Annotated in this window: 17 protein-coding genes; all 17 read right to left on the bottom strand. The window is 32.6% G+C overall.

Annotated elements, in window-relative coordinates; genetic code table 11:
- Positions 1-108 precede the first annotated feature (108 nt).
- The 17 genes from ABV008_RS04790 to ABV008_RS04710 all read right to left on the bottom strand — a co-directional run bounded on the left by ABV008_RS04790 (position 109) and on the right by ABV008_RS04710 (position 16,105).
- Entirely contained in the window at positions 109-549 is a 441-nt protein-coding gene (locus ABV008_RS04790; protein ID WP_352418679.1) for a protease complex subunit PrcB family protein, read from the bottom strand.
- 145 nt (positions 550-694) lie between these two features.
- On the bottom strand, positions 695-1,738 hold the full coding sequence (locus ABV008_RS04785) for a BMP family protein (RefSeq protein WP_352418678.1): 1,044 nt from the start codon (positions 1,736-1,738) through the stop codon (positions 695-697).
- A 93-nt stretch (positions 1,739-1,831) separates the two neighbouring features.
- Positions 1,832-2,764 (bottom strand): ABC transporter permease, encoded by a 933-nt coding sequence (locus ABV008_RS04780; RefSeq protein ID WP_352418677.1) that lies wholly within the window; start codon positions 2,762-2,764, stop codon positions 1,832-1,834.
- A 1-nt stretch (position 2,765) separates the two neighbouring features.
- Entirely contained in the window at positions 2,766-3,869 is a 1,104-nt protein-coding gene (locus tag ABV008_RS04775; protein WP_352418676.1) for an ABC transporter permease, read from the bottom strand.
- 38 nt (positions 3,870-3,907) lie between these two features.
- A complete protein-coding gene (locus ABV008_RS04770) occupies positions 3,908-5,437 on the bottom strand; it encodes an ABC transporter ATP-binding protein (RefSeq protein WP_352418675.1) in 1,530 nt (509 codons plus the stop codon).
- 274 nt (positions 5,438-5,711) lie between these two features.
- Complete coding sequence (locus ABV008_RS04765; protein ID WP_352418674.1) at positions 5,712-6,653, bottom strand: transketolase family protein; 942 nt, start codon at positions 6,651-6,653, stop codon at positions 5,712-5,714.
- Positions 6,653-7,465 (bottom strand): transketolase, encoded by an 813-nt coding sequence (locus ABV008_RS04760; RefSeq protein WP_352418673.1) that lies wholly within the window; start codon positions 7,463-7,465, stop codon positions 6,653-6,655. The genes ABV008_RS04765 and ABV008_RS04760 overlap by 1 nt, the downstream gene beginning before the upstream one ends.
- A 10-nt stretch (positions 7,466-7,475) precedes the next feature.
- The gene (locus ABV008_RS04755) at positions 7,476-8,345 is read right to left on the bottom strand and encodes a YitT family protein (RefSeq protein WP_352418672.1); all 870 of its coding nucleotides are present in this window, start codon (positions 8,343-8,345) and stop codon (positions 7,476-7,478) included.
- A gap of 28 nt (positions 8,346-8,373) precedes the next feature.
- Entirely contained in the window at positions 8,374-9,135 is a 762-nt protein-coding gene (locus ABV008_RS04750; protein WP_352418671.1) for a WecB/TagA/CpsF family glycosyltransferase, read from the bottom strand.
- 4 nt (positions 9,136-9,139) lie between these two features.
- On the bottom strand, positions 9,140-10,237 hold the full coding sequence (csaB, locus tag ABV008_RS04745) for a polysaccharide pyruvyl transferase CsaB (protein WP_352418670.1): 1,098 nt from the start codon (positions 10,235-10,237) through the stop codon (positions 9,140-9,142).
- Positions 10,238-10,286: 49 nt separating this feature from the next.
- Positions 10,287-11,624: an O-antigen ligase family protein gene (locus ABV008_RS04740; protein ID WP_352418669.1), complete on the bottom strand. Its 1,338-nt coding sequence runs from the start codon at positions 11,622-11,624 to the stop codon at positions 10,287-10,289.
- A 30-nt stretch (positions 11,625-11,654) separates the two neighbouring features.
- The gene (locus ABV008_RS04735) at positions 11,655-12,197 is read right to left on the bottom strand and encodes a hypothetical protein (RefSeq protein WP_352418668.1); all 543 of its coding nucleotides are present in this window, start codon (positions 12,195-12,197) and stop codon (positions 11,655-11,657) included.
- A 4-nt stretch (positions 12,198-12,201) separates the two neighbouring features.
- A complete protein-coding gene (locus tag ABV008_RS04730) occupies positions 12,202-12,693 on the bottom strand; it encodes a DUF4330 domain-containing protein (RefSeq protein WP_352418667.1) in 492 nt (163 codons plus the stop codon).
- Positions 12,694-12,709: 16 nt separating this feature from the next.
- Positions 12,710-13,171 (bottom strand): DUF4330 domain-containing protein, encoded by a 462-nt coding sequence (locus tag ABV008_RS04725; RefSeq protein WP_352418666.1) that lies wholly within the window; start codon positions 13,169-13,171, stop codon positions 12,710-12,712.
- Position 13,172: 1 nt separating this feature from the next.
- Positions 13,173-14,300: a glycosyltransferase family 4 protein gene (locus ABV008_RS04720; RefSeq protein ID WP_352418665.1), complete on the bottom strand. Its 1,128-nt coding sequence runs from the start codon at positions 14,298-14,300 to the stop codon at positions 13,173-13,175.
- Positions 14,301-14,363: 63 nt separating this feature from the next.
- Entirely contained in the window at positions 14,364-15,452 is a 1,089-nt protein-coding gene (locus ABV008_RS04715; RefSeq protein ID WP_352418664.1) for a glycosyltransferase, read from the bottom strand.
- A 107-nt stretch (positions 15,453-15,559) separates the two neighbouring features.
- Positions 15,560-16,105 carry an MreC domain-containing protein gene (locus ABV008_RS04710; RefSeq protein ID WP_352418663.1) on the bottom strand — a complete coding sequence of 182 codons (546 nt, stop codon included), beginning with the start codon at positions 16,103-16,105 and terminating at the stop codon, positions 15,560-15,562.
- Positions 16,106-16,131 lie beyond the last annotated feature (26 nt).

The following is a 16,131-nucleotide window of genomic DNA, read 5'->3' as shown; positions in this document are numbered from 1 at the left end:
GGTTACAAAAAGATTACAATTACTATTAAATTCTGCTCCTGCTCATGATTTCCTCTATGTAATATATGGTCAAAAAACCAAAATCATCAGCAATATAGACTGGTGATTTTATTGGTCATACTCTACTTCAAGTTTAATTTTATCAGGTAATTTATCTAACTCGGCCTTTGCAACTACTACTGGATAGGTTATTCTCTGACCTACCATTTCATCTGGTCTTGGATCTTTATATTTTGCATGAGCTACAAGGTCAAAGTTATTTTCATTTTTAACTTTTATTAGCTTATCAAGTGAAACTGTATATCCCTCTGTTCTTTTTTCTCCTCTTGTAACTATAATATATACTTCATTATCGATTTTACATGCTAAAGCTCTTTCCTCATATAAGTATTTTGGAATTAAGTCCTGTATTTTTTGTGGCGCTTCGCTTAATTCAAGGGTCTTAAATTTCACTTCACTCTCACCTTCGTTCTTAAGTATTTTGGGAATGAATATTATTCCTAAAATTACTATGACAATTATTGCGCAGATTAATATTTTCTTATTCACATAATACCCCCCTATTTGAATTCGATATATATACCTAGTGCGCTCAATATATATTATTCGATGATAATTCTATTTATGAATACTATGTAAAAAAACAAATCAGCGTTAATATTAACGCTGATTTGTTTTTTACTAATTATTTATTTTAGTTTTCGCCTTTATATGGATTTTCTATCTCACCATTTTTTAGACGCTCAATAGTTTTATTTACATAGTCTTTAGCTTCTTGAGTAGCTTGGTCTCCCCATTGCATATCAAGAACTCCATCAGCCCAACCTAAAGATCTTCCTTCTGGCTTAAGTTCTCCGGCTATTAGCTGTTCTACTGTTGCCTTAAATAGTCCTGGAGTATTATATGTAACACTTGAAATAACTGTATCTGGTGCTACTTCATTTTGTGGTGAAATATATCCAATAGCCTTAACCCCTTTTTGTTTTGCAGCATCTATTGAACCAAGTCCAACTTGGTTTGCACTACAGAATATAACGTCTGAACCAGCTTCCGCCATTGCTAATGCTGTCTCTTTACCTTTTTGAATATCTTCCCAAGAGTTAACATATGTTTTTGTTACTTTTATTGAAGAATCATACTCTTGTGCAGCAGCTTCAAATGCATCTAAAGTTCCTGCAATAACTGGGAATGGGAATGAACCTATTGCCCCCATTTGCTTAGTTTCAGTATACATAGCAGCTAATGCACCTGCAACGTATCCACCTTCCCACTCTCTAACTCCTATACCACCAACGTTTGGTTCTTGTCCTTCTTCGCTATTAATTACCATGTAAAAAGTGTCAGGATATTGAGGAGCTACCTTTATAGCAGCATCATAGAACTGTGTACCATGAGCAAATACTAAATCATAACCTTTTTCACCGTAATCTGTAAATACAGCTTCGAAGTCAGCCTGTTGTACACTTTCAAGATATTCCATTTTAATTCCAAGATCCTTTTCTACTAACTGTAATCCTTCATAGGCAGTAGCATTCCATCCTTGGTCATTTATTGGTCCTGGTAATACTAGCACAATTTTATAATCTTTTTTACCATCAGCATTAGTGGCAGAATCATTAGTATTAGCAGTGTTAGCAGAATCGCCAGTGTTACCTGTATCTGTTGAACATCCTGCAAGTATAGAAACTAAAAGAACAGCAATTAAAAGAAATGCAAAATATTTTTTCTTATTAAACATCTTAATTCCTCCTTTAAATTTAATAATTATTTTCTATCTAATGCGACCTAATTTGAGGAAATATCACCTCCTTAATAAATTTTTATGTGAAATTTATTTTTCATATGGTTTTCCTAACGCTCTTGGAGAAACTGTCTTTCCAACGATACCAGTGACAGCTATTACAGTAAGCAAGTATGGAAACATTAATAAAAACTGATATGGAATTGCTATTCCAGCAGTTTGTAGTCTTATTTGTAGAGCATCTGCGACTCCAAATATTATTGATGCCATTAAAACCCCCTTGGGATTCCACTTTCCAAATATAACTGCTGCGACAGCTATAAATCCTCTCCCAGACACCATATTGTCAACAAACATATTGAATTGTCCAAGTGATAAAAAGCTTCCTCCCAGACCAGCTAGAGCTCCACTTATTAGGACACATATGGTTCTAACTTTATTCACAGGTATACCAACTGTATCTGCTGCCATAGGATGTTCTCCTACTGTTCTTATACTAAGTCCCCATGAGGTTCTATATAATACAAAAGATGATAATGGCACAAGTAAAAATGCTATATACACAAGTATGGTTTGACTAAAAAATATTTCACCTATAATTGGTATATTTGAAAGTATTGGTATATTTATTGGCTCAAATGCTTTTACAGTAATAGGTGTAGTAGTTATACCAAATAACGCTCTATAAAAAAAGCTTGTAAGACCAACAGCTAAAAGATTTATTGCAACACCACTTACTATCTGGTTTATTTTAATTTTCACTGTTGTAAGTGCAAATAAGGCTCCCATTAGTAGTCCACTTAATACTGCAACTAATGCTCCTATCCATTGACTTCCAGAAAAATATGAGCCTACTACCCCTGCAAATGCTCCTACAAGCATCATGCCTTCCAAACCTATATTGTTAACACCAGATCTTTCCGAATACATTCCACCTAGTGCCGCAAACAGTATTGGGACTGAAAGTCTAAGGGAAGCAGATAAAAGTGCTGTAAGAAACGCAATATTAAAAATATTGTCCATCCTATTCTAGCCCCCTTTCTTTACGCTTAAGCATGACCATAATCTTTGGTTTAAGCATATTTCCTGCCAGTACAAGTATAATAATAAGCGCCTGGATTATATTTACAATATTTGCTGGGACTCCTACTCCTCTTTGCATTGCATTAGCTCCTGTTTTAAGCATTCCTAAAAGTAATGATGCAATGAAAACACCTAATGGATTTGCACTACCTAATAATGCAGCTGCTATCCCATCGAAGCCTACGTCTCTTGAAAAGTTATCAAGAAGCCTATGGTGGATACCACCAATTTCAGTAAAGCCAGCAACTCCTGCTAAAGCACCACTTATGGCTAGGGAAATAATAATATTCTTTTTAATATCTATACCTGAATACTCTGCGCCATCAGGGTTAAATCCTACTGCCCTAAGTCTAAACCCAAATGGGGTTTTCCATAAGATAAGATAAACAACAAATGCTAACAAAGCTGCTATAATAAATCCTATATGAAGTCGTGTTTTCGGTATTATGTATGGTAGAAAGGCATTCTCTCCAATTAAATCAGTTTGTGGGTAAAATCCACTAGCCTCTCTTAAAGGTCTGTCTACTACATAGCTAACAAGATATAGTGCCACATAGTTAAACATAATAGTTACTATAATTTCACTAGAGCCAAAGACTCCCTTTAATATACCAGGAATAATCCCCCAAACCGCTCCTGCCAATATAGCCGCTATTAAACAAAGAGGTATTGTAATAAATGGACTGAGATGTCCTGTTTTTAGCCCAACAAACACTGCTGCTATCGCTCCAACGAACATTTGTCCTTCTCCACCTATGTTGAATAACCCTGTTCTAAATGCAAATGTAAATGCAAGACCAGTTAATATTATAGGTGTAGCTTTCACAAAGATTTCCGCAAGATTATAAAAGCTTGAAAAATTTGCAAAGATTAAATACTTATAAGCCTCTAAAGGATTAACTTTAATAAATAATAAGAGTATACTTCCAAGTAATAATGCTAATAATACGGCCACTATAGGAATTGTAACGGAAAGAAGCTTGTCTCTGTTTATTGCTATTTTTGAGGCCTTTTTTTCTAAAGAGTCTTCAACTACTTTATTCACTATTTTCTTCCCCCTTACTAAACAAAATATAATAATTGCTACAGTGATTGCATGGCTTTCTCTTTAGGTATACCTGCCATCATTAAACCTATTGTACTTTCTTCAAATTCACTTTGATCAATTTCTCCAATAATACTCCCCTTGTAAATAACAGCTATTCTATCAGACAAAGAATTAATCTCAGAAAGTTCTGTTGATATCAATAACACAGCTGTTCCCTGTTCCTTTGCTTTCAAAATTTGTTTATGTATGAACTCTATTGCTCCTATATCTACTCCCCTTGTAGGCTGTACAGCTATTAATAGTTTTGGAAGTTTGTCAACTTCTCTGGCTACTACTACTTTCTGCTGGTTTCCACCTGAAAGCTTTCTAGCTTCATCATTTTTACTTTGAGTTTTTATTGAATACTTTTCTATCATTTTTTCAGCATGATTGTTAATCACGTTAAAATCAAAGAAGACTTTTTTTCTAAAAGGCTGCTTGCAATAATCCTTTAGTATTAAGTTTTCGCTAACAGAAAAATCTAATACTAAGCCTCTTTTATGTCTATCCTCAGGTATATAGCCTACTCCCATATTTATTATTTCAGAAATAGATTTGTGTGTGATTTCTTCGTTTCCTAAGAAAACGTTTCCCGAAGTTGCATGAACTAACCCTGCAATTACCTCTGCAAGTTCTTTTTGACCATTACCATCAACTCCAGCTATTCCTAATATTTCTCCAGCGCAAAGGTTTAAGTTAATATTGCTTAGAAGTTTGGCTCCTTTGTCTTCTTCATAAGACACATCTTTTAATTCTAAAACCATATCTCCTTTGCAGCATGTATTGTCTTTACAAGCTGGTGAAAGTTCTCTACCTATCATAGCTTTTGTTAACTCAAGCTCGTTTGTGTCTTTTATATCTATTCTTCCTGTAACTCTTCCGTCTCTCAGTACAGTTACTTTGTCACAGACTGCCATTACTTCATTTAACTTGTGAGTAATGAGTATTATTGACATGCCTCCATCTGACATTTTCCTCAGAGTAGTAAATAACTCTTCAGTTTCTTGAGGAGTAAGTACCGCAGTAGGTTCGTCCATAATTAGAAGCTTTGCTCCCCTATAAAGAGCCTTAACAATCTCAACTCTCTGCTGTTCTCCTACTGACAGTTCAGATACTTTTGAATGAAGAGATATTTTCATCCCATACCTATTTGCAATATCAAGTATCTCTTTCTCAAGTTTGGCTTCATCTATTATGAATCCTTTTTCTTTGCCCATGCCCATGATAACGTTTTCCAAAACAGTATGAACTGGTACTAACATAAAATGTTGATGAATCATTCCTATACCAACATCTATGGCATCTTTTGAGGAGTTTAAATTAAGTTTTTTTCCTTCAAAAAATATTTCACCTTTTTCAGGCTTGTATAATCCGTATAGTACATTCATCAATGTAGATTTTCCTGCTCCATTTTCCCCTAAGAGAGAATGGATTTCGCCTTTCTGAACCTCAAGGTTAACATCTTCATTAGCTGCAAAAGTCCCAAAGTATTTCGAAATTGAGACCATCTTCAAAATTGGCTCCATTATATCCCTCCTATCTTGTTTGCTTGTAATTTTGCTTTGTTCATGGCATAATTTCATTGTTTATTTCATAATTCTTTAAAAATTCTAAAAACTCCTTTGTAATATTACTATAAATAGGGGTTCTAAAAAATATGAAAAAATTTAAGGTTTTTGTAATCTTCTCACATTGCTTTTTGTTAATATTTTAACATATTTTCGTTTAGAGTTCTACTCTTTAGATAAATAAAAAACCAGCATAGTTAAATGCTGATTTTTTATTTATGAAAAATGACTCTTATCTTCTTCCAATAGCTCTTCTTGCAGCTTCTGCAATATTTTCTGATGTCAATCCATATTTTTTAAGTAGTTCATCACCATTTCCTGATTCACCAAAGGAATCTTTTACCCCTACTCTTTCCATAACTGTTGGATAGCTTTCTGCTAGCACTTCTGCTACAGTACTACCTAGTCCGCCAATGATATTATGTTCTTCAGCAGTTACTATCGCTCTTGTTTCTCTAGCTGCTTCTATGATTATATCCTTGTCTATAGGTTTTATAGTGTGAATATCTATTACTCTAGCTTCTAATCCTTCTTTTTTGAGAACTTCAGCTGCTTCAAGTGCTAGGGATACCATTATTCCAGTAGCTATTATAGTTACATCTGCTCCATCTCTTATTTTTATTCCTTTGCCTATTTCAAATTCATAATTTCCTTCATCGAAAATAACAGGTACCTTACTTCTTCCTAATCTTATATATACAGGTCCTTTATACTCTGCTGCTTTCATAATTGCAGCTTTTGTCTCTACTCCATCTGCAGGGTTTATAACTACCATATTAGGGATAGTTCTCATTATACTAATATCCTCAAGGGCTTGGTGAGAGGCTCCATCCTCTCCAACTGTTAGTCCTGCATGAGTAGCAGCTATTTTAACATTTAATTTTGGATAAGCAACAGAGTTTCTAATTATTTCAAATGCTCTTCCAGCTGCAAACATTGCAAAGGAGCTTGCAAAAGGTATTTTACCAGTAGTAGCTAAACCAGCTGCTGTGGCAATTAAATTTTGCTCTGCTATACCTACATTAAAGAATCTTTCAGGAAATTCTTTGGCAAAAACACCTGTTTTTGTTGAGCCTGAAAGGTCAGCATCTAAAACTACTACGTCTTTATTTAGTTTACCTATTTCTTTTAATGCTTCACCATATGCATCTCTTGTAGCCATCATTGTAGTCATTATAGTTCACCTCCAAGCTCAGTAAATGCCTTTTGGGCTTGCTCTACATTTGGTGCAGTTCCATGCCAACTAGCTTGATTTTCCATAAATGAAATACCCTTGCCTTTAACTGTTCTTGCAATAATTAAAGTAGGTTTATCTTTTACTTGCTTACTCTTTTCTAATGCATCAAATATTTGGTCAAAATCATGACCATCTATTTTTAATACATTCCAACCAAAAGCTTCGAATTTCTTATCTATTGGCTCAACATTCATAACATCTTTATTAAATCCGTCAATTTGCAATCCATTATGATCTATAAATACTGTAAGGTTATCAAGTTTATAATGGGCAGCAAGCATTGCAGCTTCCCATATAATCCCTTCCTGTATCTCACCATCGCCAACTAATGCATAAACTCTATAGTCCTTGTTATCAAGCTTAGCTGATAGTGCCATACCATTGGCTACTGCAAGTCCCTGCCCAAGTGAACCCGTGGACATATCTACTCCTGGTATACCCTTCATATCTGGATGGCCTTGCAACATGGAGTTGATTTTTCTAAACTTTGATAATTCTTCTTTTGGGAAAAATCCTCTTTCTGCAAGAGTTGCATATAATACAGGAGTTGCATGCCCCTTTGATAGGACAAACCTATCTCTGTCATCCCATTTAGGATTTTTAGGATCTATCTTCATTTCTTTGAAATACAATGCAGTCAATATTTCACATGCTGATAATGATCCACCTGGATGACCTGATTTAGCTTCATGAGTCATCCTAATAATTTCTTTTCTAAGTGTATTTGCTGTTTCTTTAAAATCTTTCACTGTAAACCTCCTATTCTATTTTCATTTCTTTAAAGCCTTCTCCTAATACTTCATGCATATCTGTAATCATAATGAAAGCCTTTTTGTCAACTTGACTTACTATTTCTTTTACTTTTGCCATCTGTGCCCTATTTACGACACATAAAAGAACATCTTTGTCAAGGCCTGAATATAAGCCTTTCCCTTTTAATATAGTTACTCCTCTATCAAGTTGCTCTAGTATGGTTCTTCCAATTTTCTCTGGCTCATTAGATATTATAAAAAATGCTTTGGCATAGCTAAAGCCTTCAAGAATTATATCAATAACTCTTACTAATATGTATAAAGCAATAACAGAATATAATGGTGTATCTATTCTTCTATTTACAAGACCTGCACCTATTACAACCATAATATCAACTATCATCATATGTGTTGCCGTGCTTAGTCCTGGAAAAAACCTATTCAAAATTGCCCCAGCTAAATCTGTTCCTCCTGTTGTTCCACCAGATTTAAACACTATACCTAATCCTAAACCAAGTATAACACCTCCAAAAACCGAAGCCAAGAGCAAATCCTGTGTAGCATTTGTTTCCGGAATCAGCCATAGAAAAAAAGAAAGTATGAAAGTTCCAAATAGTGTTTTAGCACCAAATGACTTACCCAAAATCATGACTCCAGCTATAAACAAGGGTATATTCACTACTAGATTTGTAGCCCAAACAGTAATAAATCCATTGGTTATTTTCTGAAGAACTATTCCAAGCCCTGTTACTCCTCCAGGTGCTATAGTATTAGGCTCTAAAAAAATATTTATAGATATTGCCATTATAAATGTACCAACAGTAACTCCAATGTATTCAATCAAATGCCTATACCAATATTTTTTAAGTCTATCCACCTTTTTCCTCCTCTTGAAATTCAGTACATTATTTAACAACTTCATCTTTAGAAAAAAGTACTATTAATGCAAATAAAGGCAATACAATTTGTCTTTTTATTCTTCTAGGGTCCTTTAAAAGTCTATATAACCATTCGAGACCAAGTCTCTGATATATCTCTGGCGCTCTTTTAACAGTCCCTGCTAAAATGTCAACTGTTCCACCATTTCCTATGATGACTTTGCATTTTAATTTTTCTTTGTTCTCATCTATCCATTTTTCCTGTTTTGGTGCACCAAACCCAACAAAAACTATATCTGGACTTGATGCATTTATTTCATTGATTACCTGTATTTCTTCTTCATGTCCTTTATACCCTGTATGGGTTCCTTTAAAATATCCATGATGATATCCTGCAACATTTATGTTTGGATATTCTTTTCTTATATTTTCACAAGCCATACTAGCCACACCTGGTTTTCCACCAACTAGAAAAATACTATACTTTTTTTCATTAGCTATATGAAGTATTTTCATGGATAAATCAAATCCAGTAACTCTTTCTGGAAGAGTCTTTCTCTTTATTTTAGATGCATAAACTAATCCTATTCCGTCTGGAATAATTAAATCTCCTCTATTCAACAGCTCCCTCAATTCACTATCTTTTCTTGCTTCCATAACTATCTCGGTATTAGGAGTATATATTGTATTTATAGTTTTACTATTTAAAAAAGATTTTACTCTCTCTTCTGCATCCTTTAATGTAAGTTTATCAATATTAACACCTAAAATATTTATCTTACCATTCATATTTTCACCTGCTTCTAAGAATCTCTATAGCCATTTTAACATTATCAAGTGCTTTTTCTCTAAATTCTTCTTTTTTATCATTTAAAGAACTTTTGATTCTTTCTTTATTTTTCCAAACTTGTTCAATTAAAGAGCATAGTTCTACAAGCTCCATTTTTTCAGCATCACATTTTGCATCTATATCAAGCATCTCCAATAGTCCATCTACCTTTGGGTCATATACAAGTCCTATGACAGGAACTGCCTGTGTAGCTGCGTATATTAAAGAATGAAGTCTCATTGCTACTATTAATTCAAGTCTTTTTATTATGCCCATTATATCTTCTACACCGTATTTATTTCTTATTACATAGCAATTAGGGCTATTTGATTTATGCGCTATTTCTACACTTATTTCTAAATCCTCTGGATAGTGCATAGGAATAAGTACAGTTCTAACATCATAGCTGCTATCTATATACTGAATTGCCTTGGCCACAACATCAACAAGATTTTTTGAGTTTTTCCATTTTCTCACGGAGATTCCTATTAAGGGTTTGTCTAGTGGTATTCCTTCTTCTTCAAATATTTTATCAACCTGGCTCCGACTAGAAGGCTCAAGAGTAAAAACAGGATCAGATGTTACTAACATTTTCACCCGAACTCCTATTTCCTCTAAAGTCATTTTAGAATTAGAATCTCTTAATGTTATAAGGTCTACCTTGTTCAGTACTTTTTTTGTAAGAGTTCTATTTATTTTTTTATTTATGGGACCTATTCCATTAGCATATACTACAACAGCTTTGTTGAGCATTTTAGCAATATTAATAAGAGCAAGATAATAGAGTATAGACCTAGTACTAGTAACATCCTGTAATAGGCTTCCTCCTCCACTTATTAGCATGTCAGAAGAACTTATACCTTTGAAAACTTGGAAAATATTTAAGCGTTTATAAGCCTTAATTCCATAAACCGCCTCTGTACTCTTAGGATTATTTGAAAATGCAGAAATTTCTATTTTGCTGTCTGTTTCCCTTAAATCCTTTACTATTGCTTTAAGTATTGCATCATCGCCACTGTTATCGAAACCATAATAGCCAGATATTATAACTGATTTCCCCATATTTTTAACTCCTTCAATACAGTTTTATGAAACCTTAGTCATGATTTTACTATTCTATAATGTTTAATCTCTTGTACTCCAGTTTAAAGCCTACCATCCCAATTGACAATAAAATCCAAAGCATAACAATAATTTTGTTGTCAAAGAAAATATATTCAACAAGTCCATGCAACAATAATCCTGATATAGATGAAAGCACAGCAATCGCAATTGTTTTAGCTCTTTTATCGATTCCTTTTACAAAGGTAATAAGATTGCATCTAATATTGTTAAAAATAAATAAGAAAAATCCTATAAAACCAAATATACCTGTCTCTACAAACATTTGAAGATAAATATTATGTGTATGAACCGCCATTATTCCAAGTCTCATATATTGAGGATATATAGCTTTAAATGCCATTGGTCCTAACCCTACTCCTGTAATCCAAAAATCTCTAATCATATCAAATGCTGCCATCCATAGTGGAAATCTATAAGCAGTAGAGGTATCTTGTGTATTACCAATAGTAGCTATTCTAGTCATAACAACTTCTGGTGAAACAATAAGTAGTGCTATTCCTGCTACTAGATACAAAAATATTAATCTTCTGTCTACAAAAATCGCATATATTATCATGGCAAAGGCTATCCCGATCCATCCTCCCCTTGAAAATGTAAGTAAGAGACATAGAAATTGAATTCCTACTGCAAGTAAGTAAAATAACATATTAATCTTCTTTTTAGATGTCCAAAAAAGAGCAAATGTTAGTGGAATTACCATCAGTAAATATTCTGCTAATATATTCGGATTATCTAATGTTGAATAAACTCTAGTTCTTAAATCTGGGTTTAACTCTTTGTCCACCCAGCTCTCTTTTACTGCTGCTCCTACTCTGTACTGATATAATCCATAGAAGGATACTAGTAAAGAAGCAATTATAATTGCTAATATAAGATAATATAACTTCTTTTTTGAATCTATTAAATTCACGATTAAAAATAACATAGCAAAAGAAATTAAATACACTACAAGCTTTTGAAGACTTTCACCTTTAGTAAATGAGGTGAAAGCTGAAAATATCAAAGGAATAATAAAGAAAACTACAGAATAGCCAAAGGGAATCTTCTTTAATTTAAATTCCTTGTCCATAATAAGCTTGATAACAAACGAAAAGACTGTTAGCACAAAAAGTAAAAGAGTATATTTTAATGATACTAAAGGTACTACCAGCGCCATTAAATATATGCCATACTCAGGATATAAAAGGATAACTGTTACTGCAGTTAATCCTCCAATAGCTATTATGGCACTTTTAAATGGTAATATGAAGAAGGCTAAACCTATTATTATCCCTATCAATAAACCTAATAATCTTATGTTATTCTTTTTTTCAGTTAATTCCATAGGTTTCATCTCCTATCTATATTTAAACTGTTAACTGTAATAATCAAAAAAATTTCTAACTATTGCTGCAAATCTGCTTTCAGATAGTAATGCTTTTACATCTATATTAATGAAACCTAAAAGTCCTAAAACAAAAGAAGCAAACACAAATACTGTTACTCTTAATATTCCGACTCTTCCAGTTATAAAGCTTAATACTGTATATGTTAAAATGCCTGTTCCCAAAGCTACGCATAAAAACTGGAGTAAGTTTCCTTTTATTGTATTGCATACATAATAGGATGCATTAAATATTGCGCTTTCTTTAATAGATTTACTGAAAAGTTTATTTGAAAAGTTTAACATTTTTCTTAAAATACCCAAAAACGATTCAATAAGTTTATTTACTAAACTCTCTGAATACATTTCAGTCTTGTAATCAGTAATAGTAGATACTAGGATACTATTTTGAAGACTTCTAGATAAAAAAACTCCTAACTTATTTTTCACTGATGCAATAAAGCTAGTACTCCACTTTTCTTGAAATTTGTTCCAAACATTTTGAATTGCTGGAACTATAATTCCATTTCTCATATTATCATTCCCTTTTTCCTATTTCTAAAATATATGACTCTAAAGCATATGTTTTTGTTCTTAAAACTAGTTTATTTCCAATCCTAAGCTCCTTATTTCCTGACACTATAGCATTTTCATTTACAATTGCATTTGCATCAATATTTATATAATAATCATATCTTTCTGGTATTTCTGCTAGCTTAACTTCTCCATCTACAGTTTCAACTTCAACAATGGCTGGTTTTATATCAATAGATTTTATTTCTCCCAATATTATTCCAGTATCATATTCCTTTAAAATGTCTCCAACCTTTATTTTGTCAATGCTAGTTTCCTCTCTTTCTCTAACTATTACTTTAATATCTACTGGTTGTGGTTTAATAAACGCTGTTGTATTAACTGATTTAAGTTTATAAAACCCAGCTAATCCTAAAACCATTATCATCAGAACTATACCCAAATCTAGGATATTTATTTTGCTAAATAGTTTCCCTTTATCATCTATAATTTTCATTGGTCTCCCTCCAATATTATTCGGCTAATTGAAAATCTACAACTTTAGTTTTTATTGCGTTTTTTGTACTCTTTAGCTCTATTGTCCCTTCTATTCTAACATCTCTTCCACCAAGTCTAATATAGTCTTCTGTCACAACTGCATCTCCTTCTAATGTAATAAAAACAGAATATCTATTTGGAACTGTAGCTTTTACAACTCTTCCATCGCCAGTTTCAACCATTTCATATGTTTCGGTAACCTTTTTATCTATTGCCTTTCCAAACACTTGATTCGTATCTTTATCTTTAAATACATCTCCTACATTTATTCCATTAACTGTTTCCATTAGAACCTTGTCCACTCTCACTATAACTTTTATAGGCACTCTATCAGCTGTAATTGCATTAGGCTTTCTAAAGTAAGAAAATGCTCCAAAAACTAGACCTATAATAACAATTATAATGACTATATCTATCCAGTTGAATTTATTTTTCAACTTATTTCACCTGCCTATCTAAGATTTGTTTATATATTGAAATATGCTTATTTGCCATGCTTTCTGCAGAATAATTTTTTTTAACTGAATTATATAGATTTTCTCCCAGTTTTCTTCTTAAATCAGCATCATCAATAAGCTTAATAAGCTGAGCTGCCAGTTTTTCATGATCTCCATCTTCAAAAAGAAATCCAGTTTTCCCTTCTATTACTATGTCTCCTATTCCACCTACATTTGAAGCTACGATTGTCTTTCTAAAAGCTCCACCTTCCATTATAACATATGGAAAGCTCTCACTATGTGATGTTACTGTGTTTACATCTATAGCATTAAAAAAGCTACTTGGCTCATTTACAAAGCCTAAAAAGCAAACATTCTTTTCTATTCCAAGTTCTTTTGCAAGCTCTTTTAGCATAGGAGCCTCTGTGCCGTCTCCACCAATAAGGAACTTGACATTTTGCCTCTGATCAAGTACTTTTTTAGCCCCTCTTATAAGCACATCTACTCCTTTAACTGGATGTAATCTAGCCAAGGTACCTATTAATATTGTATCCTTATCTGAAGTTATATTATACCTTTTAAAAAATTCTACTGGGTTAGTTAACTCTTTCATAAGATTCATTTCAATTCCATTATACACAGTAAAAATTTTATCAGAGTCAAAGCCTCTATCAATGAGCATCTTTCTGAAGCTATCAGAAACCCCAATATAATAGTCAATGAACTTAAGTGCTAATGTATTTATTTTTGTGTAAACTAAATCCTTATAGCGATTATCCTGGAAATCTAGTTTGTAATCACTATGTACAGTCGTTACTGAAGGGATTTTATAGAAAAGTTTCAATAAAAACGCCATAAAGTTTGCCCTAGCTCCATGACAATGAACTATATCATATTTACCTTTCTTTATTTCTGATAACAGCCTTTTTACCACAGATAAATCATATCTCTTCTTTTGTTCAAACACTTCTATGTTTATTCCTCTTTCCTTTGCTTCATAATAAAAATCCTCTTTCATAAAACATATTATTTTTACATCTATTTTCTTTTGAAGCTCTGACAAAAGGCTTAAAACATGGGTTTTTGCCCCTCCAGTGTCTCCACCACTTATTAAATGTAGTATTTTCATATAAAAAACCTATCACAGTTGACAGGCTCCGACCTCCTTCAATTTTTATGGTAAATATTTGTCCTATAAGCTTTTGTATAGATTGTAAGTCCCATTAATCATCTTGTTTAATGAAAAGTTCTCTTCGATTAGGATTCTAGAATTCTTTTTCATTTCTTCATAATCCTGCTTATTATTATATAGGTCGAAAACAGCCTTAGCAAACCTTTTTTCATCACCATAATGTGCCATCACTCCACATTTTCCTTTATTAATGACTTCTGGAACTCCACCAACTTCAGTAGCTACCACAGGTACCTCACAAGCTAAAGCCTCCATTATAGAAAAAGAAATTGCCTCGTTTTCTGATGGTGAAATATAAACATCACTTTCAGTCAAAATGTTTGGAATATCCTCTCTGTATCCTGAGAATATAACATTATCAGTTAAATCCAAATCTTTTACTTTTCTTTTTATTTTATTCATTTCTTCTCCATCGCCAACTAGTAAGGATTTAAATTTAATATTATAATTTTTCTTAAGTTCGTTCAAAACATTTATTAAAAAATCATGACCTTTAATCTTTTGAAATCTAGATACAGTAGTCAATAGTATATCATCTTTTTCAATCTCTAGCTCTTTTCTTATAGTACTATTTTTAACTGGTTTGAAGTAATCTGTATCTACTCCATTTAGTACTGTAACCAGCTTTTTTTCACTTATACCTTCCTTTAATAAAGAATTCTTTACAGCCTCAGATACACATATAATAGCATTGGTCCCTTTGCTAAAAAATCTGTTCATTCTTCTTAATAAACTTCTTTTCTCATCATATATCAGATGCATAGTCCAAATGACTTTTATATTAGGATTAAAAATCTTGGACAGCACTGCTATAAAGCTTTCTCTTAGAAAATGTGCTTGGATAATATTTATATCATTTTTTCTGCAAAATTTTGCTATTCTAAAAGCAGCTTTTATATCTAGAATGTTTTTCATTTCTATAATTGCTACATTTCCACATACTTTTTCTATCTTATCATGATTAGTTCCTTTGTGATCACATACAACAAAAAAGTTAACATCTTTTCCTTTCATTCGCTCAATAGTATTAATTATATATGTTTCTGCTCCACCTCTTTCGAAGCTAAAAACAAGGTGCAAAATATTCAAAAAAAACTCTCCCTTCAAAAGGTCTTTGATTAAATAATAATATATATTATTATAACAAAAAGGCTGCAAAATTGCAGCCTTTGTTTACTCCTTCTTCAACTTATTTATTATCTAACTTCATAATAACCTCTTACCATAAATATTGCATAGTTTTCTACATATGCCCCTCTCCCATCATCTCTTGGTATTACGATTAGATGGTTTGGTGAAATAAATTCGTTACTGATTAAGTCTTTTCCTCCAGTCAAATCTGATAACCCTCCGAGTTGTGATACTATAGCTTTAGCTGAACCACCTCTTAAAATAATTTCTGTTCCTGCACCGCATATAAGCTTTTGTCCGTTTTTAAGCTCAACAATTTCAAGCCCACCACCTGAAGAATTCATAGCCAACTGACTTAACTGCTTCTTTATTTCTTTATTTTCTTCTGTAAGCTTTTCAATTTCTGCATTATTAGCACTTCCACCACCAAGCTTTTCTTCTATGTAATACTTTAACTGTTCAATTCTCTTCTCCACATAACTAAAAGTAACTAAAGGGTCTTCTGAACCACCAGGTTGTCCAAAGCTAATATTGGAAGCATCAAATACTATGACTGTCACTAAAAGTGTTAAAATAATAAAAACATAATGTTTCTTAATTTTTTGCCACATTTATATCCCTCCATTATAATAACAAT

The organism is Proteiniborus sp., assembly GCF_040308045.1.
GTDB lineage: Bacteria > Bacillota > Clostridia > Tissierellales > Proteiniboraceae > Proteiniborus.
This window is presented reverse-complemented; position numbering and strand designations above follow the sequence as displayed.

Coding starts and splice junctions, on each gene's coding strand:
- ABV008_RS04785 (WP_352418678.1), bottom strand. CDS start 1,738: ATGTTTAATAAGAAAAAATATTTTGCATTTCTTTTAATTGCTGTTCTT.
- ABV008_RS04780 (WP_352418677.1), bottom strand. CDS start 2,764: ATGGACAATATTTTTAATATTGCGTTTCTTACAGCACTTTTATCTGCT.
- ABV008_RS04770 (WP_352418675.1), bottom strand. CDS start 5,437: ATGGAGCCAATTTTGAAGATGGTCTCAATTTCGAAATACTTTGGGACT.
- ABV008_RS04765 (WP_352418674.1), bottom strand. CDS start 6,653: ATGACTACAATGATGGCTACAAGAGATGCATATGGTGAAGCATTAAAA.
- ABV008_RS04750 (WP_352418671.1), bottom strand. CDS start 9,135: ATGAATGGTAAGATAAATATTTTAGGTGTTAATATTGATAAACTTACA.
- csaB (WP_352418670.1), bottom strand. CDS start 10,237: ATGGGGAAATCAGTTATAATATCTGGCTATTATGGTTTCGATAACAGT.
- ABV008_RS04740 (WP_352418669.1), bottom strand. CDS start 11,624: ATGGAATTAACTGAAAAAAAGAATAACATAAGATTATTAGGTTTATTG.
- ABV008_RS04735 (WP_352418668.1), bottom strand. CDS start 12,197: ATGAGAAATGGAATTATAGTTCCAGCAATTCAAAATGTTTGGAACAAA.
- ABV008_RS04730 (WP_352418667.1), bottom strand. CDS start 12,693: ATGAAAATTATAGATGATAAAGGGAAACTATTTAGCAAAATAAATATC.
- ABV008_RS04720 (WP_352418665.1), bottom strand. CDS start 14,300: ATGAAAATACTACATTTAATAAGTGGTGGAGACACTGGAGGGGCAAAA.
- ABV008_RS04710 (WP_352418663.1), bottom strand. CDS start 16,105: ATGTGGCAAAAAATTAAGAAACATTATGTTTTTATTATTTTAACACTT.